The sequence below is a fragment of the Acidobacteriota bacterium genome (assembly GCA_020845575.1).
Classification (GTDB): Bacteria; Acidobacteriota; Vicinamibacteria; order Vicinamibacterales; family Vicinamibacteraceae; genus Luteitalea.
Genome location: JADLFL010000067.1, coordinates 1 through 21,873, shown reverse-complemented (window position 1 = coordinate 21,873; position 21,873 = coordinate 1). Strand labels below are relative to the sequence as shown.

Annotated in this window: 14 protein-coding genes; 9 read left to right on the top strand and 5 right to left on the bottom strand. The window is 68.7% G+C overall.

Going from position 1 to position 21,873, the window contains the following annotated elements; genetic code table 11:
- Positions 1–17: 17 nt before the first annotated feature.
- The 5 genes from IT182_17385 to IT182_17365 are packed head-to-tail and all read left to right on the top strand — an operon-like array spanning position 18 to position 7,287.
- Positions 18–2,984, top strand: coding sequence for a TonB-dependent receptor (locus IT182_17385; GenBank protein MCC6165121.1), 2,967 nt, complete (start codon positions 18–20; stop codon positions 2,982–2,984).
- Positions 2,984–4,291, top strand: a complete 1,308-nt coding sequence (locus IT182_17380) for a hypothetical protein (GenBank protein MCC6165120.1) — start codon at positions 2,984–2,986, stop codon at positions 4,289–4,291. Before IT182_17385 ends, IT182_17380 begins: the two co-directional genes overlap by 1 nt.
- Positions 4,278–5,282 (top strand): 4-hydroxythreonine-4-phosphate dehydrogenase PdxA, encoded by a 1,005-nt coding sequence (gene pdxA / locus IT182_17375; protein MCC6165119.1) that lies wholly within the window; start codon positions 4,278–4,280, stop codon positions 5,280–5,282. The genes IT182_17380 and pdxA overlap by 14 nt, the downstream gene beginning before the upstream one ends.
- The gene (locus tag IT182_17370) at positions 5,279–6,127 is read left to right on the top strand and encodes a hypothetical protein (GenBank protein MCC6165118.1); all 849 of its coding nucleotides are present in this window, start codon (positions 5,279–5,281) and stop codon (positions 6,125–6,127) included. Before pdxA ends, IT182_17370 begins: the two co-directional genes overlap by 4 nt.
- On the top strand, positions 6,127–7,287 hold the full coding sequence (locus tag IT182_17365) for an iron-containing alcohol dehydrogenase (protein MCC6165117.1): 1,161 nt from the start codon (positions 6,127–6,129) through the stop codon (positions 7,285–7,287). Before IT182_17370 ends, IT182_17365 begins: the two co-directional genes overlap by 1 nt.
- Positions 7,288–7,302: 15 nt before the next feature.
- Here the strand turns inward: IT182_17365 and IT182_17360 are convergent, their stop codons facing one another.
- The 3 genes from IT182_17360 to bshC all read right to left on the bottom strand — a co-directional run bounded on the left by IT182_17360 (position 7,303) and on the right by bshC (position 12,490).
- Positions 7,303–7,884 carry a peptidyl-prolyl cis-trans isomerase gene (locus tag IT182_17360; GenBank protein MCC6165116.1) on the bottom strand — a complete coding sequence of 194 codons (582 nt, stop codon included), beginning with the start codon at positions 7,882–7,884 and terminating at the stop codon, positions 7,303–7,305.
- Positions 7,885–8,433: 549 nt separating this feature from the next.
- Positions 8,434–10,815 (bottom strand): PBP1A family penicillin-binding protein, encoded by a 2,382-nt coding sequence (locus IT182_17355; GenBank protein MCC6165115.1) that lies wholly within the window; start codon positions 10,813–10,815, stop codon positions 8,434–8,436.
- A gap of 34 nt (positions 10,816–10,849) precedes the next feature.
- On the bottom strand, positions 10,850–12,490 hold the full coding sequence (bshC, locus tag IT182_17350; protein MCC6165114.1) for a bacillithiol biosynthesis cysteine-adding enzyme BshC: 1,641 nt from the start codon (positions 12,488–12,490) through the stop codon (positions 10,850–10,852).
- 205 nt (positions 12,491–12,695) lie between these two features.
- On the opposite strand from bshC, the gene IT182_17345 reads away from it, so the two are divergent.
- Genes IT182_17345 through carB form a run of 3 tightly spaced genes read left to right on the top strand, consistent with a single transcriptional unit; the run spans position 12,696 to position 19,120 of the window.
- Positions 12,696–14,729, top strand: coding sequence for a PEGA domain-containing protein (locus IT182_17345; GenBank protein MCC6165113.1), 2,034 nt, complete (start codon positions 12,696–12,698; stop codon positions 14,727–14,729).
- Positions 14,726–15,868 carry a glutamine-hydrolyzing carbamoyl-phosphate synthase small subunit gene (carA, locus tag IT182_17340; GenBank protein ID MCC6165112.1) on the top strand — a complete coding sequence of 381 codons (1,143 nt, stop codon included), beginning with the start codon at positions 14,726–14,728 and terminating at the stop codon, positions 15,866–15,868. The genes IT182_17345 and carA overlap by 4 nt, the downstream gene beginning before the upstream one ends.
- Positions 15,869–19,120: a carbamoyl-phosphate synthase large subunit gene (gene carB, locus IT182_17335; GenBank protein ID MCC6165111.1), complete on the top strand. Its 3,252-nt coding sequence runs from the start codon at positions 15,869–15,871 to the stop codon at positions 19,118–19,120.
- A gap of 149 nt (positions 19,121–19,269) precedes the next feature.
- Here the strand turns inward: carB and IT182_17330 are convergent, their stop codons facing one another.
- Together IT182_17330 and IT182_17325 are read right to left on the bottom strand one after the other, a co-directional pair.
- Positions 19,270–19,704, bottom strand: coding sequence for a type II toxin-antitoxin system VapC family toxin (locus IT182_17330; protein MCC6165110.1), 435 nt, complete (start codon positions 19,702–19,704; stop codon positions 19,270–19,272).
- Positions 19,701–19,970 carry a type II toxin-antitoxin system Phd/YefM family antitoxin gene (locus IT182_17325; protein MCC6165109.1) on the bottom strand — a complete coding sequence of 90 codons (270 nt, stop codon included), beginning with the start codon at positions 19,968–19,970 and terminating at the stop codon, positions 19,701–19,703. Before IT182_17325 ends, IT182_17330 begins: the two co-directional genes overlap by 4 nt.
- Before the next feature lie 71 nt (positions 19,971–20,041).
- Here IT182_17325 and IT182_17320 point away from each other — a divergent pair, with 71 nt between their 5' ends.
- Positions 20,042–21,802 carry an FtsX-like permease family protein gene (locus tag IT182_17320; protein ID MCC6165108.1) on the top strand — a complete coding sequence of 587 codons (1,761 nt, stop codon included), beginning with the start codon at positions 20,042–20,044 and terminating at the stop codon, positions 21,800–21,802.
- The last annotated feature ends 71 nt before the right edge of the window (positions 21,803–21,873 follow it).

The window sequence follows — 21,873 nt, the reverse complement described above, 5'->3', positions numbered from 1 at the left end:
TGAGAGAGGACAAGGCGATGAGAAGCAGACCGGTGATTGCGATCATGGTGGCGCTGTTCTGCGCGTGGTTCGGCGCAGCGCCCGCGCACGCACAAGTCACCACGGCCACGGTCTACGGGCTGGTGACCGACAATACCGATGCGGCACTGCCTGGTGCCGCCGTGACGTTGACCAACGAGGCGACAGGCGGCGTGCTGCACACCACCTCGAACGACCGTGGTGAGTTCACGCTCACGTTCGTCCCGGTGGGGAGGTACACGCTGACGGTGACGCTTGCCGGGTTCGGCGACTACGAGCAGCAGGGGCTCGTGCTCGCCGCCGGGCAGGTGACGCGGCTCTCCGCTCGTCTCGGCGTGTCCGGCGTCACCGAGACGGTCAGCGTGACGGCCGACGCGGCACTCATCAACCGTGCCAACGCGCAGCAGCAGGGCGTCGTGTCCGCGGAGCAGTTGCGTGAGCTGCCCCTGGCCAATCGGGACTGGTCGCGCACCGTGGCGCTCAACCCGGGCGTCGCGCTGGCCGGCAACGGTGGCGTGGCGATCAACGGGCTGCCGCCGGCGGCGGTGAGCCTGACGATCGACGGCACCAACGGGTCGAGCGATCCGGAACTGCCGTCTGTCGGCGCGTATCAGGGCTTCAACACGATCAACGGCGTGAGCACGGAAGCCATCGAGCAGATCTCGGTCACCAAGGGCATCGCCTCGGCCGAGTACGGCGGTACGATGGCGGGCAACATCAACATCATCACGCGAGGTGGGTCCAACGCCTGGCGCGGCAGCCTGTTCTGGAACCATCAGCGCGACGATCTCAACGCATCGAACCCGTTCGTCGCGACGACGCCGAAGACGCGATTCAATCAGGGCGGCGGCTCGTTCGGCGGCCCCATCCGCCGCAACACGCTGTTCTTCTTCGTCAACTACGAGCGCGTCAGGTCCGACCGCGAGGGCGTCGTCCAGGGCGACGTGCCGACGCCCGAGTTTCGGGCGCAGGCGATCGCGGCGCAGCCGTCGTATCGCGCGCTCATGGATCTCTACCCGCAGCCCAACCAGCCGTACGCGGCCGGCGCCACCAACGGCCGCTACATCTCGCTGCGGCCGTTCATGCGCAACGACGACCACATGACCGCGCGCATCGACTACCAGATGTCCTCGTCGAACCGCCTCAACGGTCGCTACTCGCAGGGCAACCCGGAGCGCATCGATGCGCGCGTCGTGGAGGCCAACTCGCGCGTCTGGTCGGGCACGAACCGGTCCGGGACGCTGGCGTTCACGCATGCCGCGTCAGCCTGGGTGTCCGAGACGCGGCTCGGGATCAATCAGGTGAGCATCGAACGCACCGATCAGGCGTTCTACACGGGAGTGCCAGACGGCAGGGTATCCGGGATGAATCTGTCGGATGGCGAGTACTTCACCAAGGTCGGCGATTCGCTCAGCATCGACCAGGTCGTGGCCACCACGCGCGGCCGCCACTCGATGAAGGTTGGCTTCAACATGCTGCGCCAGGAATCGGGTCGAGACAATCTGGAGACGCCGATCTACTCCTACAGTTCGGTCGCGGACTTCCTGGCGAACATCCCGAGCTCGGCGCGCTTCACCTTCGGTCTGGCCGAGTTCAAGATTCGCGCCTCGCAGTACGGCGGCTTCGTGCAGGACGACATCAGGCTCGGCGCGAAGCTGGTGCTCAACGTCGGCCTGCGCTATGACTACTTCACGGTGCCCGATGAGCGCGACGGCCGGTTGTTCAATCGCGACGATCCGTTCGGTACCGGGGCCATCCGGCCCGCCGACAGCGTCTACACGAGCGACCGCAACAACGTCTCGCCACGCGTCGGGTTTGCGTACACGATCGACGACCGTACTGTCGTCCGCGGCGGCGTGGGCGTGTTCGTCAATCCGCATCCGCTGTTCGGCGGCCCTGTCGAACTGGTGCTGAACGGGATCGACCAGCAGTTCCGCGTCACGTTGAGTCGTGCCGAGGCTCAGGCGCGCGGCATCGCGTACCCGATGAGCAACGAAGAGGCGTCGCCGCTCGTGCAGGGTTCGTCGGCGCTGTGGGGCAACCCGTCGATCGCCAGCGACTTCCCGAATCCCTACAGCACGCAGTGGACCGCGACCGTCGAGCGTTCGTTCGGATCGCTCTACGCGGTTGACGCGAGCTACGTCGGCAACCGGGCGGAGAACATGAACACGGTGTCGATCATCAATCGCGCCGATCGCCTGACCGGTGTGCGTCCCCATGCGGGCTTCGCGGAGTTCAGGTTCTACGAGGCCACCAACACCAGCCGGTATCACGCGCTGCAGGTACAGGCCCGTCGCCGATTCTCGAACCGTGTCGGCTTCGGTGTGGGCTACACGCTCGGCCGCGCGATGAGCTACGGCGGCAGCGACCTGCTGCTGGAGAGCGAACCACAGGAAACGGGTGATCTGGCAGCGGAGTACGGCCCGTCGAACTTCGACGTCCGCCATCGCCTGATCGCCAGCTTCCTCTACGAGACGCCGTCGATCGGCAGCGGAGCGCTGGTGCGTGGACTCTCGGGCGGGTGGCAGATCTCTGGCGTCTTCGCCGCCCTGAGCGGCGGCGCCTCCAACGTGCGCGATTCGGCCAACTCCTACTCGAACCAGCGTCCGGATCGCGTCGATGGCCAGGATCTGGTGCTCGACGACTGGCGCGATACGCTGCAGTACCTGAATCGCGCGGCGTTCGCACGCGTGCCGGTCATCACCGCGAGTGGCGCGCAGGCGCGGCCGGGGACGTTGTCGCGCAACGCCGTGCGCGGGCCGGCAAGCTACAACCTCGATCTCGGCGTCAGCCGCAACTTCCATTTCGGGGGAAACTATCGGTTCCAGATCCGGCTCGATGCCTTCAACGCACTGAACACGCGCAACTACGGCGGGCTCGAGACGCGCGTCGAGAACTCGCGCTTCGGCCGGCTCACGTCGGTCAGCACGCGCACGATGCAGGTGGGTGCGCGCTTCACGTTCTGATGCCGTCACTGGCGAACGCGGTCGAGGGCGACGCGCCCCACTTGCTGAAGGTCCCGTCCGGCGTGATCATCGCCGACGACCTCACCGGTGCGGCCGATGCCTGCGTCGCGTTCGTCACGCGCGGACTGTCGGGGATGGTGCTGCTCGACCAATCCGCGGCTGGCGGCGTCAGGGCACCCGACTGCCCGGTCGCCGATGTCATCGCGATCAGTACCGAGTCGCGCGGCCTTCCTGCGTCCCTGGCCGCGACGCAGGCAGCCGGGGCCGCGAGGCGGTACGCGCCGTGGGCCAACGGGGAGATGCCTTCCCCGCATGGAGGACGTTCGGCGCCGGCGGCACCGTGGATCTTCAAGAAGATCGATTCGACGTTGCGCGGACCCGTGGGCGCCGAGATCGGCGCAGTGATGGCCGCCACGGCCGCGCGGGTCGCCCTCGTTGCGCCGGCTGTCCCGGCGATGCACCGCATCGTGGACGGCGGTGTCCTGAAGACGAGCGGGCGGGGCGTATTGCCGGACATCGACGTCGTCGAGCGCCTCACGGGCGAGGGTCTGGCAGGTTGCGTGAGTGTTGCAGCGGATTCTGTCGCCGTGGCCCTGCGTTCAGGCGCGCGCGTGCTGGTGTGCGACAGCCGGGATCAGGCGGCACTCGACGCCATCGTCGCGTCTGTGACCGCCGCCGGGTTCGACCCCGGGTCGTTGTTGTGGGTTGGTGCGGCTGGTCTCGCGCAGGCGCTGGCCGGGCATGTCATCGGCACGGGCGGCGATGGGACGCGTGCCGGCAGTGTGCCGTCTCGCGCGGCATGGTCGGCGGGCGGGGCTCGCCGCGGGAGGGACGAGCGAACGACGTCGATCGTCTTCGTCGTGGGGTCCACGCACCCGGTGACCATCGCGCAGCAGCAGCGGCTCGCCGACGACGTGCCGCCCATCGCGGTGGCATGCATCGACGACACGCCCGTCATCGAGCGGGCTCTTCTGGCTGGCCTCGATGTGAGCGTCAGCATGCCGCACGACGGGCCATCCGCATCTGTTGCACGTTTCGCGGAACTCCTGGTCGCGCGCGAGCGTGTCGCGCCGAGTGCCTGCTCGCTGGTCATGACGGGTGGCGACACGGCCGCGCGATTGTGCCGCGCCCTGGGGGGGACTCACATCGTGCTCGGTGGCGAGATCGCGCCTGGCATTCCGTGGGGTATGTTGTCAGCGGCTCGCGCGTCGTCCTGGCCGGTCGTGCTCAAGGCTGGCGGCTTTGGCGACGATGACGGCCTCCTTCGTGTGCGTCGGTTCCTGATGGAGCACCATGAACGTTCGTAGTGCACAGCCACCGACCATCGCCATCACGCTCGGCGACCCCGCGGGGATCGGACCGGAAGTCATCCTGAAGGCGCTCGCCAGCCCGGAGGTCGCGCCGCTCGCGCGCTGGACGATCGTTGGCGATCGCGGAGTCGTCGAGAGCACGGGTGCCGCACTCGCCAGTCCCGTCGACAGGCTGATCGGCGGTGACGGCGAGTCCGTGCGCATCCATCACGTCGAGGCGCTGAACGGCCATGCGGTCGTCAGCGGCCGGATGCATGCGTCCGGCGGCGCCGCCGCCGTCGCGTATGTCAGGGAGGCGACCGAGCAGTGTCTGCGCGGCATGGCGGATGCGATGGTCACCGCGCCGATCAGCAAGGAAGCCGTTGCGCTCGGGGGCTCGCATTTCTCCGGCCACACCGAATACATCGCCGAACTCTGCGGCGTGCACGACTCGCGCATGATGCTTCACAACGCGCGCCTGTCGGTCGTCCACGTCACCACGCACGTCGCGCTCCGCAGCGCGGTCGATGCCAGCGTGTCGCGCGTCCTCGGGACCATCGTGCTCGCGCACGACGCCATGAGGCGCCTCGGCCTCGAGCACCCGCGGATGGCCGTGTGCGGCATGAACCCGCATGCCAGCGAACACGGCCTGTTCGGCAGCGAGGAAGACGACACGATTCGTCCCGCGATGGCCGCCGCGCGCGCGCAAGGGATCGCGTGCGAGGGGCCGTTTCCACCGGACACGATCTTCATCGACGCGTGGCGCGGCCGTTGGGATGTGGTGATCGCGATGTATCACGATCAAGGTCACATCCCGATGAAGCTTCTCGATTTCGCACACACGGTCAACGTGACGCTCGGCATCCCGATCGTCAGGACGTCAGTGGATCACGGGACCGCCTTCGATATCGCGGGTCGCAATCTCGCGGACCCCACGAGCATGATGGCGGCATTGCGGCTGGCGGCGCGGATGGCACAGCGGCGCACGAAAGGGACGTCACCATCATGAACCGGCTTCAGCGCAGACTCGAGTCGAACAAGGGCGTGCCGCTCCTCGGCGTCGCCGCGTACTTCTACGATCCCGTGTTTCTCGAGGTCGCCGCGCGCATCGGCTATCAGGCGGCGTGGGTCGAGATGGAACACGGACCGATGTCGTTCGGCCAGGCCGTCGATCTCGTGCGCATCGCGCAGGGGCTCGGCATGCTGACGATGATTCGCGTGCCGGACAGCCGTCGCGAAAGTGTCCTCAAGGCCGCCGAGTGCGGCCCGGACATCATCGACGTGCCGATGGTGAACACGCCGGAGACGGTCGCGGAACTCGTCGCACAGGCGCGCTTCGCGCCCGCCGGCGAGCGCGGATTCTTCAGCGTCTCGCGCGCGTTGCACTACGGAATCGTCGACAACCTGATCGACGCACAGCGCCAGTTGAACGACGAACTGTGTCTGATGATCCAGATTGAAACGCGCGAAGCGTTCGAACGCGTCGACGAACTGTGCGCCGTCCCAGGTGTCGATGCCTTCGTGGGCCCGGCGGATCTGTCGGCAAGCCTGGGCTATCCCGGCAATCAGGGACATCCGGCCGTGCGGCAGGCGGCCGAGACGGTTGTCGCGACAGCGCGTCGCCACGGCAAGTGCGTCGCCACGGCCGGACGCGTGGTCGACTTCGACTTCTGGCTCGGCCTGAACGTCGACATCCTGTTCTGCACGAACGACATTGCGGCGCTGCGCCACGGAGCCGAGCATGCCCTCAACGCGGCGCGCGACAGCCTCGATCGTCTCGAGGAGGCCGCCGCAGCCTCGTCCGCCCTGCAAGAGGCGCCTGTGGCGGTGACGGCCCTCGACGATCAGTCGTGATGCACGTCGTCTCGTGCGTCCAGCCGCGCAGACTCATCGTCGGCAGCGGGGCCCTGGACGCGTGCGCGCCGCATCTCATCGACGAGGGGGCGGCGCGCGTGACCATCATCAGTGGTCCACGGACAAGTGCGCTCGCGGCGCCTCTGGTCGACACCCTGCAGGCGAGGGGTGTCGAGACGCGGCTCTGGAACGAGATCGGTGGTGAACCGACGGTCTCGACGTTCGAACGCGCGCTGCACGACGCGCGCGCGTTCCGCGCCGACACGGTGGTGGGCATCGGCGGCGGCAGTCCGCTCGACGTGGCGAAACTCGTCGCCGGGATGCTCGACGATCCTCGCCACGTCTCGGCGATCTTCGGCTCCGGTACGCTCGCCCGGCGACGCGTGCGTCTGGCGCTGATCCCCACGACGGCCGGAACGGGCAGCGAGGTGTCGCCCAACGCCATCCTCCTCGACGACGTGCGTCAACTGAAGCTGGCGGTGATCAGCCCGCACCTGGTGCCTGATGCCACGTTCATCGATCCGCTGCTGGCGTGCGGGCTGCCGCCGGACATCACGGCAGCGACAGGGATCGATGCGTTGACCCACTGTATCGAGGCGTATGCCAACAGGCACGCGCATCCGATGGTGGACGAGTGGGCACTGGCCGGCGTACGCCTGATTGCCACGCACCTCGAGCGCGCGAGCCACGACGGTCTGGATCTGGCGGCGCGCGAGGCGTTGGCGCTGGGCAGCCTGTACGGTGGCCTGTGTCTCGGCCCGGTCAACACCGCCGCCGTGCACGCGCTCGCGTATCCGCTCGGCGGTCTGTTTCGCGTGGGGCACGGTCTGGCCAATGCCCTGATGCTGCCGCACGTGTTGCGCTGCAATCTGGACGCGGCGCCGGCGCGCTACGCGTCAATCGCCGTTGCGCTGGGCGCCGCATCGGCCGACGCCGCGCGCTCCGACCCCCATGGCGCCGGCGCGGCAGGGTTCGACGCGCTCGACGCACTCGCGCGGGCCTGCCGGCTACCGGCTGGTCTCGGCACTATCGGGATCCCACGCGACGCGATCCCGCAACTCACCGAGTCGGCGCTCACGGTCCGTCGGCTTCTCGACAACAATCCGCGCAACCTCACGCGCGAAGAAATTGTGGGAATCTACGAGCGCGCATTCGGCTGAGTCAGCGCGGCCCCGTCACATCAGGATCTCGACCTTGCCCTTGGTCTTGAGCGACTGGACGAAGGACTGCATCAGCTCCTGCTGCTTCTGCTGGCGGAGGGCCTGCGCGATCCGGTCGCTCACTTCGGCGAGCGGTACGGTCCGCGCATCGCGGTGCTCGGCGCCCTTGATGATGTGGTAGCCGAACTCGGTCTCCACGACGGGGCTCACTTCGCCTGGCTTGAGCGCGAACGCGGCGTCTTCGAACGGCTTCACCATCTGGCCGCGCGGGAAGAAGCCGAGGTCGCCGCCGGCTTGCGCACTGCCGTCGTTGGAGTGCTCCTTGGCGAGGGCCGCGAAGTCTGCGCCGCCCTTGATCTGCTTCAGCAGATCGCCGGCTTTTGTCTTCGCTGCCGCCTTGGCGTCAGGCGTGTCGGCCTTGAGCAGGATGTGGCTGGCGCGCACGGCCTCGGGCTGCATGAAGAACTGCGGGTTCTTCTTGTAGAAGTCCGCGATATCGGCGTCGGTGACGACGGCGTTGGGCTCGACTTCACTCGTGAGCAGTTTGTCGACCGCGAGCCGCTGCCGCGCCTCGGTGCGCAGATCGGTTTCGGTCATCTTGCGCGCGGCGAGCGCCTGGGCGAATGCCTCGGCGTTGGGCGCCTGCTGCTTCATCTGCGCGATGCCCTGCGCCACCTCGGCGTCGGTGGCCTTGATGTTGCGCGCGGCCGCTTCCTGTTCCAGCAACCGCATCTCGACGATCTGGTCGAGGATGCCGCGATAGATTTCGCTGCGGCGCTCGGCCGGGATCTGGTTGCCGACGTTGGCCTCGAGATTGCGAATCGCCTTCTCGAGTTCGGTGGCCGGGATGTCGCTGCCATTCACGCGCGCGACGACGGCTGGCAGAACGTCGGGCACGGGCTTGACCGGCGGTGGCGCCGGGGCCTCCGCGGCAGGCGTCGCGGTGGCGTCGGTAGCCGGCTGCGCCGAACCAGGTGCCTGTGCTTCGGCGGCCTTGGACTCGGTCTTGTTGCAGGCGATGCCCAGCGTGAGGGCGAGGAGGACGGGAACGGCGTACTTCAAAGGGCAACCTCGAAGAGAAGAGACGACAGAACAGTATACGGCAATGCCGAATGGCCAATGCCGGACCTTGTGTTCCGACGTCGGTTACTCGGGGACGGGCGGGAGGGCGATCTGCTGCGGTGGAGGGAACTGGGGCAGCGACGGCATGTTCGTGAGCGTGCCACCGGGAACGCCCATGTGGACGTAGCAGAGCGCATTCGGCTCGGTGCCTTCGAGGAACGCCTCGTTGAAGACCTTCTCGCAGAAGGGCCCGGCGCGGCCGCCCGTGTCCTTGTCGATCTCGGCGAACGTCACGCCACTCGGCACGGCGAACGGCTGGTTACGGTGGCCGGCGAGCGCGCGCTTCATGAACGCCGTCCAGATGGGCAGGGCCGCCTGCGAACCGCTGAGTCCGACGGGTGTGTTGTCATCGAGGCCCACCCACACCACCGTCAGCAGTTCCGGCGTGAAGCCGATGAACCAGGCGTCGCGAAGGTCGTTGGTCGTGCCGCTCTTGCCGGCCGCATCCAGTGCGAATCCCGCCGCGCGCGCGCTGGCGCCCGTGCCTTCGTTCAGCACGCTGCGCATCATGCTGGTCACGAGGAACGCCGGCGCCGGCTGCGTCACCTGGCGCGGCCGGCCCATCTCGGGCAACGATGCGGTCCCGTTGTCCACGTCGATCCGGGCGACGGCGCGGAGCGGCCTGACCTCACCGAGATTCGGGAACAGCGTGTACGCCTCCGCCATGTCGAGCGGCGTGGCTTCGAAGACGCCGAGGGCGATCGACGGATAAGGCCTCGCGGTGAATCCCGGCTTGATGCTGCGCCAGAGGGACGCGATGTGCTGATGACCCGTCAGTTCGGCCATCTGGATGGTCGCGAGGTTGCGCGACAGTGCGAGCGCGCGCCGAGCGGTGATCACGCCGCCGAACTCGCCGTCGTAGTTCCGGGGCGACCACTCCTCGCCGTTCACCAGGAACGTGGCTGGCTCGTCGGACAGCACCGTGGCCGGCGTGAGATCGTGCCGGCCTTCCCGTGCCGCGAGGTCGAACGCCGCCAGGTACACGAACGGCTTGAAGGTCGAACCCGGCTGTCGTTTCGCCGTCGTCGCCCTGTTGTACTGCGAGCGCTGGTACGACCGGCCGCCGACCATCGCGAGGATGTCGCCCGAGCGGGGATCGACAGCCACGAGTGCCGCCTGGAGCGGGCCGCGTTTCACGCCGCGTTTGGCGAACCGCGCCTCGATGTCGGCAACACCGGTGGTCACGACGTCCTGGGCCACGCGCTGCAGGTGCAGGTCGAGCGTGGTGTGCACGGCGATACGCGTGGCCGAGGCGCGCATGGCGACCTGCTCGCCCACCAGTTGCGTGACGTAGTCCACGAAGTACGGCGCTTCGGCGTCGACGCTGCCGGCCGCCGTGTGCAGGGGCTCGGCGATCGCCGCGTCGGCCGCGGCATGCGTGATGTATCCGGCCTCCACCATCGCGCGCAGTACCACGTTGCGCCGTTCGCTCGCGCGGGCCGGATGGCGGGTGGGGGAGTAGGCGGCCGGCGACTGGATGATGCCCGCCAGCGTGGCGCACTCGGCGAGCGTGAGGTTGCTCACGTCCTTGCCGAAGAACAGGTGCGCGCCTTCCGCCATGCCGTGCACGGCGAACGACCCACGCTGGCCGAGATACACGTCGTTCAAGTACAACTCGAGGATGCGCTCCTTGGCGAGGCGCCGTTCGAGTACCAGCGACATCATCTGCTCGCGCACCTTGCGCGTGTACGTCTTGTCTGGCGTGAGGAACGAGTTCTTGACGAGCTGCTGCGTCAGCGTGCTGCCGCCCTCGAGATACGGCTTCTCGCCGCGCACGTTCGTGATGACCGCGCCGATCGTGCGGATGACGTCGACGCCGGGATGCGTGTAGAAACGCCGATCCTCGATCGCCAGCACGGCCTGCACGATGGCGCTCGGCAGCTGCGCGATCGGCACCTGGCGTTGACGTCCGCGTCCGCCCGGAGCCACGGCCGTGAGCAGCGGCGCTTCGAGCTCCAACTGCGCGACCGAACCCGTGCCCTCGATCTCCAGCTTCGAGACCTGGCCGGCCTTGCCGGTCTTGTCGAGGGCGATTGTCACCTGCACGGCGCGGCCTTCCGCCGTGCCCCCGTGCGGAATCAGCCTGACGTCGGTCGCGCGGACGTCGAACTCGCCGGGTTGCGCCGCTCGCGACTTGCGCGTGTAACCGATGTCGTCGAGCCTGTCGTCGAGTTCGCCGATGGTGAGTGCCTGACCCACGCGCAGCACGAAGGGCCTGGCATAGACCCTCGGGGCGACGCGGTCGTGGAGTCCGGAGAGGCGCGCATCGACGTCTTCGGCCACGCTGCGATAGAGCCACACGAACACGCCGGCCATCACCAGCAGCGGACCGAGGAGCACCGCGGCGGCGAGCTTGAGCCAGCGGCCACGGCGAGCGCGACGCCGCGGCCGGCGGGTGACGGTCACGAGCGTGACCGGCGCGCGTTCGCGATGCGCCCGATCAGAGGTGCAGGAGCCAATGCGTGCCACCCTCGACGGGCAGGGTCTCGTGGAGACGAGGCACGAGCGCCGGACCGAACCGGTTCATGTACCACGCCAGGCAGACGACGCGTTCCTGCGGGTGGCCGTCGGGGAACGCGAGACGCTGGGCGTGCGTGAACTGGCGGCGCAGCGTGTCATGGCGACGTTTGGCCGCCGCGATGACCTTGCCGTGCAGCCCATGGATCTCATGCGCCATCCGTCCGTGCGAGGACTTGACCGCGCCATCGAGCGTCGGATCGAGTTCGGGCACGGCGGCGGCGAGCGCGACCATGCGCGCGTCGACGGCCTGCTGCAGTTCGCGCAGTGCCTGCTCGATGGACGGCGGCAGCTGTGCCTCGAGCCACTGGTTCAGCACATGCTCGTCGCGGGCCTGCAGTGTTTGCAGGGGGAGTGCCGTGCGCTGCAGGAATCGTCGCGTGGCCGCGTCGAGGATCGTCCCCGTCGCGCGCGGGACGATGAGCGGCATCGGCGTCTCGTGGAAGGCGTAGACGTCGCGCAGTTGGCCCAGGTAGGCAAGCTCCGACGGACCGGCCACGTAGGCGATGGTTGGAAACAGCGTGTCCTGCACCACGGCGCGCAGCAGGACGTTCGGGCTGAAACGCTCCGGCCGATGCACTGCATCGACGCGCAGCGCATCAGCGTCGGCAGGTGTGTCGTCGATGAAGAAGGTGTGATCGCGGTACTTGATCGGCACGCGCTGCTCGCCGAGCGCGAACAGGCCTGTGCCGTCTGGTTGGGCAAGAACCTGCGCGTGGTAGCCCTCGGCGGCGAGGGCTGCACCGGCCTCGGTAGCCAGTCGACGCGTGTGACACGGACGCGCGAGTTCCCGCTGGAAGATGGCGCTCACCAGCGGTTTTGCCGCCGGGTCGCTGCCGTCGAACACGATGGCGCCGAGCGGACCGAGCAGCAGATCGATGAGTCGCCCGAACGCGTCGGCCATGCCGACGCCGGGCTTGTAACACGCGCGCAACTGCGCGAGCGTCTCGGCCGTGAACTCCGTGGCGGGCAGCAGCGCCTCGAGGTCGGCCAGCACGCCGTTCACATCGTCGCCGAGGCGCACGCGCCCGACGGGGCAGTCCTCGCTCCCGTCGCCGGCCACCGTGAGGCGACGGGCGTCGAGCGTCTCGTCGAGGACCCAGGCCGACGCCACTTCGTCCCAGTCGTGGTCCTCGGCGTGATTCCAGAACACCGTCACGCACGGCACGCCGAAGCGCGCCTCGACGTCGGCCGCCAGGCGGACGGCAGTCAGGCCCTTCATCAGCGTGTACAGAGGACCGCCGAAGAGGCCTGCCTGCTGACCCGTGACGATGGCAACGGTGCGCGGATCGAGGAGCTTCGCCGCAGCGGCTCTCGCCTCGACGGGGGCTTCGCGCGCAGCCAGCTGTGCCTGCAGGATGGCCACGATGGCCGCCCTGTCGCGCTGATGCTGTTGTACGCGCGCGATCGTGTCCTGCCAGGCGCCCGGCTCGGCCGGGTTGCCGGCATAGTGGTGCGCGAGGACATCGTGCCGGAAGGCGTAGTCCAGGCTCAGACGTGAACCGGACCACTCGCGCAGGTCGATCCCGTGGGGCAGCGCCGCCTGCGTGGTGTCTGAAGGCACAGGTGGTTCACTGTGGCAAAGGGCCCCACGGGTGTCAAGGAAGACCTCCACGCGCAGGACGGGCATTGCTATAATGCGGGCTCGTCTACCCGCGTGAGCCTCGCGCAGGAGAGTCCCGGCCCTGACCCACGACCCCTCGTCTCTCTTCCAGCCGCCTGAGGCGGTCGGGCCTTTTCGCGTCCGGCGCGTCCTGGCGTCCGGCACGATGGGGCCACGTCTGCTCGTGGAGGACGACCGCGGCCGGGCGCAGGTGCTCAAGCTCCTCACCGACATGGGCGAGGATGCCGCCGCGCTCGCGTCGGCGCTCGACGAGCTGCGCCAGACCCTCCCGATCCATCCATCGCTCCTGCCGCTGAACGACATCGGCGTGTTCGAGGACGGCGTCTACATGACGTCCCCGGTGCTGACGGCGCCGAGCGTGGAAGGGCGGTTGCGTGGCGGACGTCAGTCGCTCGACGCCACGCTGCCGTGGCTGCGCGCCGTCACGTCCGGCCTGCAGGCCGCTCACGACGCCGGCGTCTTCCACGGTGCGATCCATCCGCGCGACATCCTCGTCACCGATGACGGCGGCGTGCTCACAGGCGTGGGCCTGGCCCCGGCCCTCGAGCGCCTGCACCTGCAGGCGCCCGTCCGGGTCCCGTTCACGGCACCCGAACGCGCGTCCGGCCGCCCGTGGGACGCGCGCGCCGATCAGTACTCCCTCGCGATGCTCGCGCTCGACGCGCTGTCGGGGCGACGGCTGATCGCGGGCACGATCCCCGCCTTCGATCGGTGGACGCTGGCCGAGACGCCCGCCGAGGACGCGCGCCTGCACGAGGTCTTCGTCAAGGCGCTCGATCCCGATCCCGATCGTCGCTTCGACACGGTGGAGGCCTGGCTCATGGCGCTCGCCGGTGACGAAGGCGACAGCGATCAGGCAGCCGAGGCAGGTGCCCTCTCGCGCTTCGCCCGCGACGGCGTCATCCTCGCGACCCCGCTCGGGACAGGCGAGCCGCCACGCGAAATCCGCGTCCAGTCGATCGACGGCCAGAAGGGCGACTCCCTGTCGCTGTTCCCGGAAGAAGCCACGATCGACGGGCCTGTCGTGCCACTCGTCGAGACAGCCGCCGAGGCGCGGGAGGAATCGCCCGCAGGCAGGCCCATCGACACGGGCCATTGGCTCGTGGCGGACGTGCCCGACGACGCGGCCGTCGAACCCGACCCGGAACCTGTTCCCGTCGCAGAGGTGGAAGCCGAACCACCCACGCGCCAGTGGCGACTGGACGATGACGATGGGCATGTCGCTGGTGGCGCCGCAATCGGTCCGCGCGAGGCATGGGAGCCGGACGAGGAGAGCGCCGGCCGACGGCCGTGGCTGCTCCTGGTGGTGGCGCTCGTGATGGCGGCGCTTGCCTACGGTACGTGGCGGAGCCTGTCTCCGTCGCGGGCCTCTGGGCCGGCCCCGGAGCACGTCGAGACGACCCCACGTGATGGTCGCGATGCGACAGCCCCCGCAGCCGCCAGGGACGGTGCATCCGTCACGCCCACGCCGGAGTCGCGCGCACCACAGCCGCCGCCCACGGCGCCCACGCCAGTGCCGCAGGCTCCCGTATCGCCTCGCCCGTCGACGCCGACGGCCGAGCGCGCGGTGCCTCCTGTCGTGGCGCAGGTACCCGGACCGGCGCCCGCCGAACCGACAGGCCGCGTGCTGATCCGCTCGTCACCATCGGGTCAGGTGCGCGTCAACGGCGTGGCGCGTGGCGAGACGCCGGTGACCTTGCGTGACCTGCCGTTCGGCGAGTACGCGATCGCGATCAGCAGCGCCGGCTTCACGACGGCGCAGGAGTCGGTCATGCTGAGCGCCGCGCAGCCCGCGGCGTCGGTGGACGTGACTCTCGTGCGCGGCGGCGCCACACCGCCAGCGGCGCGGCCGGTGGCGGCACCGCCGCCAGTCGCACCGGCACCGCCACAGGCCGCCCCGGCGCCCGCGACGGTCCAGTCGCCCGCCGCCCGGCCGGCGCCCTCGTCGGCGTCGCAGGACCAGGGCCGGATCTTCGTCGTGTCCACGCCGGCGCAGGCGCGGCTCATCGTGGACGGCGTGTCGTATGGCAGTACGCCCGCGTCGATCCCGGGCCTCTCGCCCGGCGTCCACGTCGTTCGCCTCGAAATCCCGGGCTACAAGCCGTGGGAAGGTCGCGTGGTGGTGATAGCCGGGATCAGTGTCCCCGTGCGCGCCACGTTGCAGCAGGAACAGGAATGAAAGCGTTACTCGCACTCGAGAACGGCCAGGTCTTCGAAGGCGTGGCCGCCGGTGCCGCTGGCGAGACCAGTGGCGAAGTCGTGTTCAACACGAGCCTGACGGGCTACCAGGAAGTCCTCACCGATCCGTCGTATTCGGGCCAGATCGTCACGATGACGGCCCCGCTCATCGGCAATTACGGCGTGTCGGCGCAGGATGGGGAGTCGCGCGGGCCGCAGGTGGCCGGCTTCGTGATGCGCGAGGAATCGCGCATCGCGAGCAACTGGCGCGCCGAAAGCACGCTCCGCGAATACCTCGTCGCGCACGGCATCGTCGCCATCTCCGACGTCGATACGCGCGCGCTCACGCGCCTGCTGCGATCGGCGGGCGTGATGCGCGGCGTGATCGCGACAGGGGCGACGGTACGCGGCGAGGATCTGATCGAGAAGGCGCGTGCCGCGCGCCAGATGTCTGGCGCGGATCTCGTCAAGGACGTGACCTGTCCGGTGCCGTTCGACTGGGAGCCGTCTGCCGAGCCCGGGGGCGCGGTGGGACGCGACCTGATTCTCGAGCCGCAGCGCCGCGCGGGTCGCCGGCTCAAGGTGGCCGCCTACGACCTCGGCATGAAGTACAACATCCTGCGCAGGTTCGCCGAGCACGGCATCGACGTGCGCGTGTATCCGGCCACGACGCCCGCGCAGGAACTGATGAAGGACGCACCCGACGGCGTGTTCTTCAGCAACGGCCCCGGCGATCCCGCGGCGCTGCCGTACGTGGTGGACAACGCGAAAGCTCTCGCTGACGCGAACGTGCCGGTCTTCGGCATCTGTCTCGGTCATCAGGTGCTCGCGCAGGCGCTCGGCGCGCGCACGTTCAAGCTGAAGTTCGGCCATCGCGGCACGAACCACCCGGTGAAGCACCTCGCGTCGGGCGCGGTGGAGATCACGTCGCAGAACCACGGGTTCGCCGTGGATCCGGAGAGCATCCCGTCGGACGTCGAGGTCACGCACGTGAACCTGTACGACAACACGGTGGAAGGGCTGAAGCATCGCACGCGGCCGATCTTCTGCGTGCAATACCACCCGGAAGCGGCGCCCGGGCCGCACGACGCCGACTACCTGTTCAGAGAGTTCCTCGACGCCATGGAGGCGCGCGCCTAGATGCCTCGCCGTACCGACATCTCCCGCGTGCTCGTCATCGGCTCCGGTCCCATCGTGATCGGGCAGGCCTGCGAGTTCGACTATTCCGGCACCCAGGCCTGCAAGGCGCTCAGGAGCGAAGGCCTCGAAGTCATCCTGATCAACAGCAACCCGGCGACGATCATGACCGACCCCGAGTTGGCGGATCGCACGTACGTCGAACCGCTGACCGTCGAGATGGCCGAGCAGATCATCGCGCGCGAACGGCCCGACGCGCTGCTGCCGACGGTGGGCGGCCAGACGGCGCTCAATCTTGCCGTCGATCTCGCCAAGGCCGGCATCCTCGAGAAGTACGGCGTCACGCTCATCGGCGCGCAGATCGATGCGATCGAAGTGGCCGAGGATCGCCTGAAGTTCCGCGAGGCGATGAAGGAGATCGGCATCCCGGTCCCGAAGTCGGCTGTCGTGCACACGCTCGCCGATGCGCTGACCGCGGTGGAAGACGTCGGCTTCCCGGCGATCATCCGTCCGTCGTTCACGATGGGCGGCGTCGGCGGCGGCATCGCGTACAACCTCGAGGAGTTCCGCGAGATCGCCGAGCGCGGCATCAGCCTCAGCCCCGTCCACGAGATCCTCGTCGAGCAGTCGGTGATCGGCTGGAAGGAGTACGAGCTCGAGGTGATGCGCGACCACGCGGACAACTTCGTGGTCATCTGCTCGATCGAGAACGTCGACGCGATGGGCGTGCACACGGGCGACAGCATCACCGTCGCGCCGGCGATCACGCTCTCCGATCGCGAGTACCACCGCCTGCGCGACGCGGCGCGCCGCATCATCAGGCGCGTGGGCGTGGAGACCGGCGGCAGCAACATCCAGTTCGCCGTCAATCCCGCCAACGGCGACTACATCGTCATCGAGATGAACCCGCGCGTGTCGCGCAGTTCGGCGCTCGCGTCCAAGGCCACCGGCTTTCCGATCGCCAAGATCGCGGCCAAGCTCGCGCTGGGATACACGCTCGACGAGATCCCGAACGACATCACGCGCGTGACGCCCGCGTCCTTCGAGCCGACGATCGACTACGTCGTGGTGAAGTTCCCGCGCTGGGCGTTCGAAAAGTTCCCGCAGGCAGACGCCACGCTCACCACGCAGATGAAGTCGGTGGGCGAGGCGATGGCCATCGGCCGCACGTTCAAGGAAGCCTTCCTCAAGGCCGTGCGCTCGCTCGAACTGGGCAGCAACCAGTCGTCGCTCTTCGGGCAGCCCGTGGACGATGACGAGGAGAAGGTGGAGGCGCTGCGCCGCGCGCTGGTGATCCCGAACGATCGCCGGATGTGGGCCGTGTTCCGCGCGCTCGAACGCGGATGGACGGTGGAGCAGCTCCACGAGCTCACGCACATCGACCCGTGGTTCCTGGAGCAATTCCAGGATCTGGTCGCACTGTCGCGGATGGCGCGCGACATCGGCCTGCGCAACATGTCGGAGGACCTGCTGCGCACGCTCAAGCGCAACGGCTTCGGCGATCGCGACATCGCGCGGCTCTGCGAGGTGGACGAGTCAGTGGTGCGCGAGAAGCGCGAGGAACTGGGGCTGCGCAACGCCTACAAGCGGATCGACACCTGCGCCGCGGAGTTCGAGTCGTTCACGCCGTATCTGTACGGCACGTTCGAGCGCGAGTGCGAGGCCGATCCGACGCCGCGCAGGAAGGTCGTCATCCTCGGCAGCGGCCCGAACCGCATCGGCCAGGGCATCGAGTTCGACTACTGCTGCTGTCACGCCGCCTTCGCCGCCCGCGACGAGGGCTACGAGACGGTGATGGTCAACTGCAATCCGGAGACGGTCTCGACCGACTACGACACCGTCGACAGGCTCTACTTCGAGCCGCTCACGCTCGAAGACGTGCTCGCGGTGATCGAGCGCGAGCGATCGGCGGGTGCCGACGTGTCGTGTGTCGTGCAGTTCGGCGGACAGACGCCGCTGAAGCTGGCGCTCGCGTTGCAGCAGGCGGGCGTCGACATCATCGGCACGTCGCCAGACTCCATCGATCTCGCGGAAGACCGCGAGCGCTTCGCCAAGCTGCTGTGGGATCTGGGCATCCCGCAGCCGGCCAACGGTATGGCCGCGAGCCGCGACGAGGCGCGCGAAGTGGCGGCGCGCATCGGCTATCCGGTGGTGGTGCGTCCGTCGTACGTGCTCGGCGGTCGCGCGATGGCCATCGTGTACGACGCCGGCACGCTCGACAACTACATGGCCAACGCCGTGGACGTGTCGCCCGAGAAGCCGATCCTCATCGACAGGTTCCTCGAAGACGCGTTCGAGCTCGACGTCGACGCGGTGGCCGACGGTCAGGGCGGCGTGATCATCGGCGGCGTGATGGAGCACATCGAGGAAGCGGGTATCCACTCGGGCGACAGCTCCTGCGTGGTGCCAACGTACCTCGTTGCCGAGAAGCACCTCGAGACGATCAAGGACTACACGCGCCGCATCGCGCGTGCGCTCGACGTGGTCGGTCTGATGAACGCGCAGTATGCGATCAAGGACGACACGGTCTACGTGATCGAGGTGAACCCGCGCGCGTCGCGCACGGTGCCGTATCTCTCGAAGGCCACGGGCGTGCCGCTGGCGAAGGTCGCCGCGCAGCTCATGACGGGCAAGTCGCTCTCCGAGCTCGGGCTCGTGGCGGATCTCGACGTGACGGGCGTGTTCGTCAAGGCGCCGGTCTTCCCGTTCGTGCGATTCCCCGGCGTGGACACGATCCTCGGACCCGAGATGAAGAGCACGGGCGAGGTGATGGGTGGGGCGTCGACGTTCGGGACGGCGTTCGCCAAGGCGCAGATCGCGGCGGGGCAGAAGATCCCGCTCGACGGCGCGGCGTTCATCAGCGTCAACAACGACGACAAGCCCAACGTGCTGCCGATCGCGCGCGATCTGGCGTCGCTCGGCTTCAAGCTCGTGGCCACGCGTGGAACGGCTGCGTACCTGCGCGCGCACGGGCTCGACGTCGAGGTCGTCTACAAAATCAACGAAGGCCGTCCGCACGTCGGCGATCGCATCGTCAACAGGCAGATCCACCTCGTGCTCAACACGCCGCTCGGCCGTGAGTCGTTCTTCGACGACCGCAGCGTGCGCCGCGTGGCGATGATGCAGGGCGTGCCGTGCATCACGACGCTCACCGGCGGCGCGGCCACCGTCAGCGCGATCAAGGCCCTGCGTGAACAGGGCCTCGACGTCCGCTCGCTGCAGGAGTACCACGGCACCGTCGCCACGACGGCGTGACAGGTTCCGCAGGGCGACATCGCGTCCTGAACGGGCACCCACAAGGGGTGCCCCTACGCCCGTTCGCTCCATCTCGAAAGACATCGCCATTTCAGATGGAGGCCAGGGGCTTCAGCCCCTGGCGCAGACGCGCGACCTGCGCGGCACTCTCACGTGCTTGTGGGCCCGGCGCTGTCCGCGGTGGGCTTCCATCGCCGGATCAGACGGGAGCGCCGGATCCGCTCGTCGTCGGTCATCAGTGGGGCGTCGAGGGCGAGACAGGTGGCCACGATGATCCTGTCGGCGGGATCGCGATGGAATGTCGATGGCAGCGCGGCAGTGCCGGCGGCGATCACCGGCGAGATGGGCACGAGCCGAACCGTTCGCGGGTGCGCGGCGAGTGACAGCCACTCGGTGAGTGGGACGTCGAGTACCAGGCGCTTCAGGTCGACCAGCATCGCGACTTCCCAGAGACTGATCGTGGACAGGTAGGGCCGCTGGTCCGGTGCGAAGCCGTCGAGAGCCTTCCGGGCGGCAGCGGTGACGCCGGGTGACTCGACGATCCATTCGACCCAGGCGTGCGTATCGAGTACCGGAACCGTCATGCGCGTCGTCGCCCCGACCTGCGTGCCGGACGCAGCGCTTCGATGTCGCGTTCCTCGACCACGGGGCGGAAGCGATCGCCCGTCCACCGTCCCGTGCCACGGAGGGCCAACCAGGGCTTCTCGTGCTCGTGGCCCGCGGGCACGAGTCGCGCGACGACGCGGCCCCGCTTGGTGATCGTGATGGGTTCGCCGCCCTCATGCACGTGGTCGATGAGCGCGAGGCACTTCGCCTTGAATTCGGCCGCCGGTAGTGTCACGTCAGGCATGTGACCAGTCTATGTGACCAGTCATGTCGGATCAAGCAAGGGGCCTGGCTCGGAGAGCCGGCCCTGCCATCTTGTCGAACGTCGTCGCCCGCCTGAAAGTCGACGAGCCGCCTGCTGCCGCGGCGTCGCAGTTGGCGGCACTGCTGTCGCCGCTGCAGATGCCGGCGCGTCCGTCGTTCGCGCTGACGCTCGGCGACGTGTCGCCGACGCGCGCACCGGAGCTGCCGGCCGACGTGCGCGTCTCGTTGTGGACGATGGGGATGTCGGCGCTGGTGCTGCTGGTCGCGTGCGGTAGCGCCGGGAATCTGCTGCTCCTGCGCCGTCTGCGACGCACGCAGGAGGTGTCCATCAAGCTGGCGCTGGGCGCATCGCGTGCACGCCTCGTGCGCGAGGTACTGGCTGATGCGCTCGTGCTGGCCGCGATGGCCGGCATTGCCACGCTGGTGATCGCATTGGTCGGCTCCCGAGTGGTACACGACGTGTTGCTGCCCGGCCTGGACGACATCGCGCCGCTCGATCTCTCGCGTCTGCTCTGGCTGACTGTGGGAGTGTCGTTCGGCGCCGCGCTCGTGCTCTCGCTCGCGCCGGCGGCGTGGCAGGCGCGCCAGCGGCTCACGGGGCAGACAGTCGTGATGCGTGTATCGCGTCCGTCACGCGTGCTCGGCACGTTCGTCGCGCTGCAGGTGGCGTTGTCGCTGCCGCTCATGGCGGCCGCGGCGTTGTTCGTGTCGAGCTTCCGGAATGCGCGTGCACAGGACTTCGGCTTCCAGGCAGACCGCGTTGTCGTCGTCGAGACCAACACGGCGGAGGTGGGCCAATCCAGAGCGGCGCACGCCGTCCATACGGCCATTCAGGAGCGTCTGCGTCACATGCCCGGTGTCGAGGCTGCGTCGGTCGTGCAGGCGTCGCCGACGCAGGGCCGCGTGGGATTCCGCGTCAGGCCGAGGAACTCTCCGCATGAGGAACCACGCACGGCGGACTTCCTGGCCGCAGATGCGGCATACGCAGACGTCGCGGGCATCCGCATCGTCGATGGGCGTGCGCTGCGTGAGACGGACGACGTGACGGGCAGCGCGCCTGTGGTCATGGTGAGTGCGTCGCTGGCCAGCGACGCATGGCCGGGGCGGTCCGCTGTGGGTGAATGCCTGGAGATGATCGGGCCGATGACTGAGTGCCTGACCGTCGTCGGGGTGTTCGACGATGTTGCGAACAGGGCATCGCTCGACTGGAAGAACGGCACTCGCGGCGGATGGACCGTCGTTGGTCCTCTGGAGATGATGGGCGGGACGTTCGGCGGGCGAGTGGTACTCGTGAAGACGCATGCGGAACCGGCGTCGATGCTGGCGTCGATTCGACGAGAGGCACAGCAGGCGGCTCCCAATCAGCCGTACATCGATGTCTGGCCGCTCGACGATGTCTTCGAGCCGATGCTGCGCCCGTGGCGTCTCGGGTCGACGGTCTTCGTCGCGTTCGGCGTGCTGACGCTCGTCATCGCGGGTGTCGGTCTTGCCGTCGTGACCGCGTACGCCGTCACGCGCCGCACGCGCGAGATCGGCATCCGGGCCGCGCTGGGTGCCGCTCCGGCGGACCTTGTCGTGCTGCTCGTGCGCCAGCACCTGTGGGCCGTCGGCGCGGGGCTCGTCGCCGGCACCGGACTCACGTGGCTCGGGGGGCGCTGGATCCAGTCGCTGCTTTATGGCGTGACGCCGTACGACCCGCGCGTGATCGCGTTTGTCGCGACCGTGTTCATCATCACCACGACGCTGGCCGCGTGGCTGCCCGCCCGCCGCGCCGGCCGGGTCGCCCCCTCCGCCGCCCTGCGCACCGAATGACGTGACGGGCCGGGCTCGGAGAGCCGGCCCTACCCACTGCTGCGATAGGTAGGGCCGGCTCTCCGAGCCCG